This is a genomic window from Acinetobacter lactucae, assembly GCF_013344765.1.
Lineage (GTDB): Bacteria > Pseudomonadota > Gammaproteobacteria > Pseudomonadales > Moraxellaceae > Acinetobacter > Acinetobacter lactucae_A.
In genome coordinates this window covers 1-8,125 of sequence record NZ_JABVBF010000155.1, presented here as the reverse complement: position 1 = coordinate 8,125, position 8,125 = coordinate 1, and the positions used below count along the sequence as shown (strand labels likewise).

The 8,125-nt window shown below is 40.4% G+C and carries 8 protein-coding genes and 4 tRNA genes; all 12 read right to left on the bottom strand.

Features of this window, described 5'->3' with window-relative positions; genetic code table 11:
• Positions 1 to 139, bottom strand: a 139-nt coding sequence (locus HUN22_RS13705) for a GTP-binding protein (RefSeq protein WP_227545342.1), incomplete at its 3' end; no start/stop codon positions are given.
• A 148-nt stretch (positions 140 to 287) separates the two neighbouring features.
• Positions 288 to 362, bottom strand: a tRNA-Thr gene (locus tag HUN22_RS13700).
• A 13-nt stretch (positions 363 to 375) separates the two neighbouring features.
• Positions 376 to 451, bottom strand: a tRNA-Gly gene (locus HUN22_RS13695).
• Between the two features lie 37 nt (positions 452 to 488).
• A tRNA-Tyr gene (locus HUN22_RS13690) sits at positions 489 to 572 on the bottom strand.
• 54 nt (positions 573 to 626) lie between these two features.
• Positions 627 to 702: transfer RNA gene (locus HUN22_RS13685), tRNA-Thr, on the bottom strand.
• Positions 703 to 800: 98 nt separating this feature from the next.
• Positions 801 to 2,294: an anthranilate synthase component I gene (trpE, locus tag HUN22_RS13680; RefSeq protein ID WP_174730406.1), complete on the bottom strand. Its 1,494-nt coding sequence runs from the start codon at positions 2,292 to 2,294 to the stop codon at positions 801 to 803.
• A 109-nt stretch (positions 2,295 to 2,403) separates the two neighbouring features.
• Positions 2,404 to 3,072, bottom strand: a complete 669-nt coding sequence (locus HUN22_RS13675) for a phosphoglycolate phosphatase (RefSeq protein ID WP_174730403.1) — start codon at positions 3,070 to 3,072, stop codon at positions 2,404 to 2,406.
• A 65-nt stretch (positions 3,073 to 3,137) separates the two neighbouring features.
• Entirely contained in the window at positions 3,138 to 3,764 is a 627-nt protein-coding gene (locus HUN22_RS13670; protein WP_174730400.1) for an FHA domain-containing protein, read from the bottom strand.
• Between the two features lie 37 nt (positions 3,765 to 3,801).
• Complete coding sequence (gene gspD / locus HUN22_RS13665) at positions 3,802 to 6,081, bottom strand: type II secretion system secretin GspD (RefSeq protein ID WP_174730397.1); 2,280 nt, start codon at positions 6,079 to 6,081, stop codon at positions 3,802 to 3,804.
• 41 nt (positions 6,082 to 6,122) lie between these two features.
• A complete protein-coding gene (locus tag HUN22_RS13660) occupies positions 6,123 to 6,959 on the bottom strand; it encodes a type II secretion system protein N (protein ID WP_174730394.1) in 837 nt (278 codons plus the stop codon).
• Positions 6,959 to 7,702 (bottom strand): type II secretion system protein N, encoded by a 744-nt coding sequence (gspN, locus tag HUN22_RS13655; RefSeq protein WP_174730391.1) that lies wholly within the window; start codon positions 7,700 to 7,702, stop codon positions 6,959 to 6,961. The genes HUN22_RS13660 and gspN overlap by 1 nt, the downstream gene beginning before the upstream one ends.
• A gap of 333 nt (positions 7,703 to 8,035) precedes the next feature.
• Positions 8,036 to 8,125, bottom strand: a 90-nt coding sequence (locus HUN22_RS13650) for an H-NS family nucleoid-associated regulatory protein (protein WP_174730388.1), incomplete at its 5' end; no start/stop codon positions are given.

The following is an 8,125-nucleotide window of genomic DNA, read 5'->3' as shown; positions in this document are numbered from 1 at the left end:
AATCTTTCGCTTCACCGCCGTAAGTTTTTGCACAAATTGTTGCAATCGCAGCAGTTAAAGTTGTTTTACCATGGTCAACGTGACCGATTGTGCCCACGTTTACGTGTGGCTTATTACGTTCAAACTTAGCCTTAGCCATGTTTATAGTCCTCGTTTACGTCGAACACAATTCTGAGCAAAAACCCAGCATCGACATATCGCCAAAAAAATCAAACACCCAATACTTGAAAAGCAGACTAATAAGCCTGCTTTTTAAATCTTTGTAGAAAAATCTACCAAACTGTATCTGGAGCTCTTATCGAGATTTGAACTCGAGACCTCTCCCTTACCAAGGGAGTGCTCTACCACTGAGCTATAAGAGCGATTATCCTTCGATGGAGCGGGAGACGAGGATCGAACTCGCGACATGCAGCTTGGAAGGCTGCCGCTCTACCAACTGAGCTACTCCCGCACTGTGTTGGTATATATACCACTTCAATCGAAGTTAATGGTGGTGAGAGAAGGATTCGAACCTTCGAAACTTTCGTAGCGGAGTTACAGTCCGCCCCCTTTGACCGCTCGGGAATCTCACCATATCACACTTATTTCAGTGTTGCTCTTTACTTCACAACTACACACCTTTAAGATGGTGCCGGCACACGGATTCGAACTGTGGACCTACTGATTACAAGTCAGTTGCTCTACCAACTGAGCTATGCCGGCTCTTCTTAGCGTTTCGTACGTTTCGTATCGGAACGGTGTGCAGTTTAGCAAAACTTCCAAACGATGCAAGCGGTTTTTTAAAAAAAACCGCTAAAAACTCATAAAATCAATCCGTTTGATGATAATTCAACCGCTTTGATCACTGCGCGAGCTTTTATTTGCGTTTCGTTCCATTCAGATTCAGGATTTGAGTCCGCAACTAGACCCGCTCCAGCTTGTACGTAGACCTTTTTATCTCGAATAACACAAGTACGGATTGCAATCGACATATCCATTTCACCGTGCCATCCTAAATATCCTACTGCCCCACCAAAGACACCTCTTTTCACAGGCTCAACTTCATCAATAATTTCCATTGCCCGAATTTTTGGTGCTCCCGATAAAGTACCTGCAGGGAAGGTTGCTTTAAATACATCTAGCGCATCAATATCATCACGCACTTCGCCTTGTACATTTGAAACAATGTGCATGACATGCGAATAGCGTTCAATCACCATTTGATCAGTTACTTGAACCTTCCCGATTTTAGAAACTCGCCCAACATCATTTCGACCAAGGTCAATCAACATTAAATGCTCTGCGATTTCTTTCTCATCAGAGAGTAAGTCTTTTTCTAAAGCGATATCTTCTTCTTTAGTTTTTCCGCGTGGTCTCGTACCAGCCAACGGGCGAACTGTCGCAATACCATTTTCAAGACGAGAGAGAATTTCAGGTGATGACCCTACAATATGGAATGGTTTTTTATCCGTAATTGTTTGACCTTGTACTAAGAACAAATAAGGCGAAGGGTTTAAATGACGTAAAGCACGGTAAACCTGTAAAGCCTCTCCATCAAAGTTGGAAACCATACGTTGACCAGGAACAACCTGCATAACATCGCCCGCACGGATGTATTCTTTAACCTTTTCTATGGTCTCAAGAAATTTCGCTTTACCTGTAATCGATTCAAAATGTGGGGGTGTATGCGGCTTAGCTTGCAAACTAACTGGTGTAGCCAACAACTGTTCCAATTGATCTAACTTTTGCTGCGCATCTTCATAAGCATTTGGCTGTGCTGTATCGGCATGAACAATTAAAAACAAAGTATCTTTAAGGTTATCAAAGACAATGACCGTTTTTGATAGCATTAACCACAAATCCGGCAATGTAATTGGATCAGCCGCAGGAACATTTTTTAAACGTGGCTCTATGTAGCGAACTGCATCATAGCCTAAATAACCAACCAGCCCGCCAGTAAAACTTGGTAAGTCTGGTAAAAGCTCAGCTGGTGGAACTGTAAATTGCTTCTGGAATTCACGAATATATTCAAATGGATCTAGACAATCTTCTTGTGTGATCGAACCATCAGCATGCTGTATAGATAAAACACCTGCATTGCATGAAAAAACTGTCGATTCACCCAAACCAATCATAGAGTAACGCGCCCAGTTTTCACCACCTTCAACCGACTCAAATAAATAAGCCTGTGTCTGGTCTTTAAAACGAGCAAAAACAGATAAAGGAGTTTCTGTGTCTGCTAAGCGTTGGCGATAGACTGGAATCGTGTTGTAACCTGAAGCCTTAAGTTGTTCAAATTGCGCTAATGTAGTCATGAATTATTCTCTAATATGGTTTCGATTTAAAAGGGTGTTTTTCTAGATTCGATTTAGACACGCCATCGAAAAACCATACGCTTATTCATGCTGTTCTCCATTTTATTCATTAGTTAATTAACTCAGCCAAACTATCAACAACTTGCTGAGGTTGGCAATCATAGATATTTTCTCCATGATTATAGCCATAGCTAACTACAATACAATCAATTCCCGCGCGACGCGCAGCCTCAATATCATTACTTGAATCGCCAATCATTAATGATTGTGAAGCAGATACTTTTAGGCTTTGCATGCAATGCAACAAGGGCAATGGATGAGGCTTTCTCTCAGGTAAGCTATCTCCCCCAAGCACAACTTGAAAATATGAAGAAAGTTTTAAAGCATCAAGCAACCCTTGAGCAAGTTGCACTGGCTTATTGGTAACGCATGCCATTTGTATATTCAAAGTTTTACAATGTTTTAAAAACTCAGTTACACCAGGATAAATTTGAGTATTTACACAGAGTTCGACACTGTATATATCGATAAATTTCTGTAATAAAATTTTATGTTGTTCAGGATCTAATTTTCCAAAAATATGAAGTAGAACACTTTCACAGAGTTTTGAAGCTCCTTTGCCTACCCATTCTCGTATTTGGACTTCTGTTACCTTTGGCCAACTTAGCGTCTCTAAACTTAAATTCATCGCCCGATACAAATCAGCAGCAGAATCAACCAACGTCCCATCTAAATCAAATAAAATTAAATTACGTTTATTTAGTTGTGCAACAGACATCTTTTTCTACTCAAAATTAAAAAGGCATGCGTTTAGCATGCCTTGATTGTAAAAGCAGCAATGGATTATTTAAAGAATAACCATGCTAATACAGCTAAAATTACTAAAATAATAATCGTGATTAAACCAACGGATGCATTTTTCTGTTGCTCTTTTTCTTCTGCAACACGAGAAACAGGCTCATCAAAAGCAATAGGCGTTTGCTGTTGTGCATTGATATCTACACCCTCTGGAATAGGTGCAGGTTTTGGAATAGAAATATTCTGTGGCATACCATCGCGACGAACTTCGACTTCTGCAGCACGCTCTGCAAGGCTCGGCATTCCTTGATCGCTTAAATCTGGAGAGGATGTCGGATTTACAGGCTCGGCTTCAATTTCAGGTAATTCCGTGATTTTCTGTGCAGGTGCGAATACAGAAAATTTAAAACTAGCGAACTGAACAATATCACCATCATGCAGCTGCTTTTCTTGTTCAATACGAATATCGTTTACAAATGTGCCATTCGATGAATTAAGATCTTGCACCCATAGCACTTGATCTTTTAAAAGCAATGCCGCGTGGCGACGTGAAATTTCAGCAGCTTGTAACAACACATCGGCATCTTGATGACGCCCTACTAACATATCACGATCAACACTAATTTCTTGGCCAGTAATTTCACCAGTAATTGCTTGTAGTTTCCAAGTCATACGTATGTCCCACTCATTTTTTATCAATCATAACATGCTACTGCTGTGCTGTGCTTGGGCGTAGTGTCGTTGTTGTTACTGTATTTTTAGTACGACTAACCTCAGGATCAGGCAACTGCAAGGTTTGCTTTTGAACCGCTGGCTCTACTGCTACAGGCGTGGTTACCGTCGAGGTTTTTCCACCCGAAGGAACCTGTTGATAATTTTTTGACTGAGGAGTAATACTTGGTGGTGTCATTTTTTGATTATAGACATCATCAACCTGCTCAGGCAGTTTGGCAAAGTTGCCATTTTTATCCATAGCTAATTGCAAGCTGTAAAGCTGGTTATAGCGCTGCTGAGACAAACGACGCACATCATTTGCATCACCCACAATTGTTGGATGAATAAAGACAAGAAGATTACGCTTAATATTACTTCTATTATCTGATCGGAATAATCGCCCAACATATGGGATACTACTTAATCCAGGTATACCTTGTCTTGAGAGTGACGTATCATCCGACACCAAACCACCAAGCACCACCGTCTGTCCATGTTCAGCCAAAACAGCCGTTTTAATAGCTCGTTTACTTGTCACCAAATCGGTTGCTTGTCCACGGCTATCCTGAACAGCAGAGACCTCTTGCTCCACTTCTAAACGCACCGTCCCACCCTCACCGATATGTGGAACGACTTTTAATGTCACACCAACATCTTTTCGCTCAACAGTTGTATAAGGATTAATACCTGTACTATTGGTAGTAACCGATCCCGTTACAAATGGAACATTCTGACCAACAACAATATAAGCCTCTTCATTATCCATCGTCACAATGGATGGTGTCGAAAGCAAATTTGATTTGGTATTAGTTTTAAGCGCTTGAATTAACGCACCATAAGCCTTACGGGAATTCTCAAAATTACCCAGAGCCAAAGTTGCACCATTACCTTTATTAGCACCACCAGCGATAGCGGACGCAGCCCCAGCTGAACCACCCGACAAATAGCCAGCAGCAATAGAAGATAAACTAGCACCTACATTACTAAAGCTAAGTAAACCAATCCCACTTGATAAATCACCTAGCGCCCATTGAATGCCAAGTTGATCTGCATCATCTCCTGATACTTCAATAATCGCAGCTTCAATAAGGACTTGCTGACGGCGAACATCAAGCTGCTGAATAGCAGATTCAATTTCGCGCATTAATTGAGGATCTGCCTTAACCACTAACGAGTTTTGGGCATTATCCGCAATAATGCTCACACCATTTTGGCTAAAGCTAGAGATACTGTTCTGATTACTATTATTTGAATTACCATTTAGATTAATAGATGGCGTAGAAATTGAGCTACCATTTGAACCAGAAGTGTTTGATCCAGAATTCTGGTTATTACCCATCAAATTATTGATGGGATTCGATGAGTTAGAAGAATTATTATTACTATTTGATGAAGAAACGGCCTGTCCTGTTACGAGGCCTTGTAAAATTTCAGACAAGTTTTTTGCACTTGCATATTTCAAGCGAAAAACTTTTAAGCCCCCCAAGCGATCAGCCGAAGGCACATCCAGCATTTCAATCATGTGGCGAATGCGCTTACGCGTTTCAGGATCACCCTTAACTAAAATACGATTGGTTCGATTATCTGCAATAATACGAATACGTGCACCGTTAAAATCTTTAGATGCTCCAGTAGCACTCATGGCCTCAAGTTGAGTAATGATTTCTTCCGCTTGGCTAGACTGAAGGTTTATTGCCTCAATATCATTCTGGCCAGTACCATCTAAATTACGAATAATATTTTCAAGTTGGTAGATATTTGCCGCACGGTCCGAAACAATCAGCGCATTAGTCCCTGCAATCGCAGCCATATGCGCAAATTGTGGCATTAAAGGACGAAGTGCTGGAATCAAATCATTAGGATTGGTGTTTTCAAGCCAAATGACTCGAGTAACAATCTGATCACCACGCAATTTATTTCGCGAATCGTAAGGAATTCCCGAGTTTTTAACATTGCTATCCGGAACCAATTTAATGGTATTCCCCGAAGGAATTGCTACCACCCCATTCACATTTAAGACCCCAAGAAACAGGTCATAAACTTCATTTTTATTGAGGGGCTTATTCGATATTACTGTGACATTGCCACGCACTCGCGGATCTACTGCAAAGTTTTTACCCGTAATGTCCGCTACTTCATTAATAAATGCAGTTAAGTCAGCATCACGTAAATTGATCTTCCATGTTTGGGCATAGACGCTGCTGCTCACTGTCGCAATCAATGGGGCTGCTGCAAGTAATGCCCAAAGTGGACGTTGATGATTCAATAAAGCCATAACTTGCGATAATTCCTAACTCTTATGGTGACGTGTTATCACTAAAAATTTTGTTGTATGGTCATCACTTGATCACCACGTTTTATTTCTATTTTCACTTGCCCAGCTCGACGAGCCTGTTCAAGTAACTGCACATCCGTTTGTCCCTGCCCAACCGTTTGACCGTTTAAAGAAACAATCCGATCACCCGGCCTTAAACCTAACTTATTTCGAAGCGCTGTGGGTGTACGTTCTGTAACTTCAAAACCTTCACTAGAGTTCCCACTAACGCCCATGTCACGCAGATATTGTTCACGGTTGCCTTGCATTTGCTGAATAGCCTGTCCTAATGCCTCTTGAGTCGTATTGACAGGTGCCGATGACTGAGGCGCAGTAGCAGCAGGTTGTGAGGCATCTGGCGTCATAGGCTGATATAAACCATTTGGCAAATCTTTAAACTGAAGTTCACGAGTACTTCCATTACCTTGACGCAATATCACGTGATCCCAATAAACTTCCGCCAACTGATAAGAGGTAGAGCCTATTGTTTCTCCTACCCGATATCGATCAGCAATATTATCTAGCTTAATAACAGCCGAGGAAAAACGATTTGGATAACCCAGCATCACACCTTGTAATTCTAGGTTGACATTTTCCTGAGCTGCATTGGCTGAAGGTTCATTAAAAAGCGAAAAAGTACTAATGTTAGGAATTTGTGGCTGCTGCGATCCTAACTCTACCCGATCAAATTGCATCATTTGAGGAGGTGCAATTACCCACCAAAATAATGAAGCTAATTTCCAGCATAGCCATAGAATTAAAACGGCAAATACAACCACACTTAACCGATCTAATTTTTGCCATTGTAGGTGCTGTAATTTTTCAATCCATACTTTCATTAGTTACCCCCTTGTATTAAGGGTTGACGAGAACTAATGACAAACGTATCTAAACCAGCTTTTCCATCATAAGATGGAATATTGAGCAATAATCTTTGCGTGAGCTGCACATCAAGCATCATATTGGCATCTAATAAAAGATTCGCCATTTTTTGACTGCGTTGATCACGTATATCAACTTGTAACTGACCATTTTGATCCGTTAATTGCCCACTTAAAGAAGGCATATTCATACGGTCTTGACGATCACCAATATTATAAATTAAAGCACCGCCACCCCAATGCAATTGACCATCAACTGCAGCGAAACCCTGCTCTTTTTTATAATTAAACTCAATGTCTTTCAGTTGAATACTATTCGCAGGCCATTGCCAATTCACCACTTGTTTTAATGTTTCAGGTGCAATCTGACCATTCATAGCTTTTACAATTACTTTTTTCCCCACACCATAACCCATTACCCCAGATAGTTGGGTATTTCCACTATGGATATCTACATTAGCAGCGAACCTTAATAAAAATAGGTCTAGAGGTCTAGTTTTCCAATGAATCGAGCCTCTCAAAGTACCGCGCCGCCAATCTGCTTGGCCTTGCCAGATATTTCCACTTACATTGTGTAGAGTTTGATTATTCTTTGAAAATTTAGAAATAAGCCACGTCGCCGGGATCTGTAAAATAATAAAAATTAAAAATGCAATGAGGGCAAAAAACCACCACTTCCATTGCTTAGACTTTTTCTTCATTCAGCCTTACCAACATGCAAATTATCATCCTTATTTTGAGAGTAGCTCCCTAGTCTGACATTATGCATACTTTTTCAACATCGCCAATTCACTTCATATAAAAAAACCAAGCAATCAGGCTTGGCTTCGGTATTAAGACTATAAGTTGAACGTATGACAAAATCATGAAAGCCTGGAGCTCAATGAACTAAATGTACATTTGATCCCAACAATTCATTTAAAGACGAATTGAAACACTCAATTTTTTAAATAATATTTATAGCAAAATTTTGAGATATTTTTATACATAAAAAAGCCAAGCAAATTTGCTTGGCTTTTAAAACGACAATACGATTAGATTAAGAAATCTTCAAGTTTTGCGCCTTTTTCAATTTCAGCAACTAACCAGCGTGGTTGTTTACCGCGACCAGTCCAAGTCTCTTC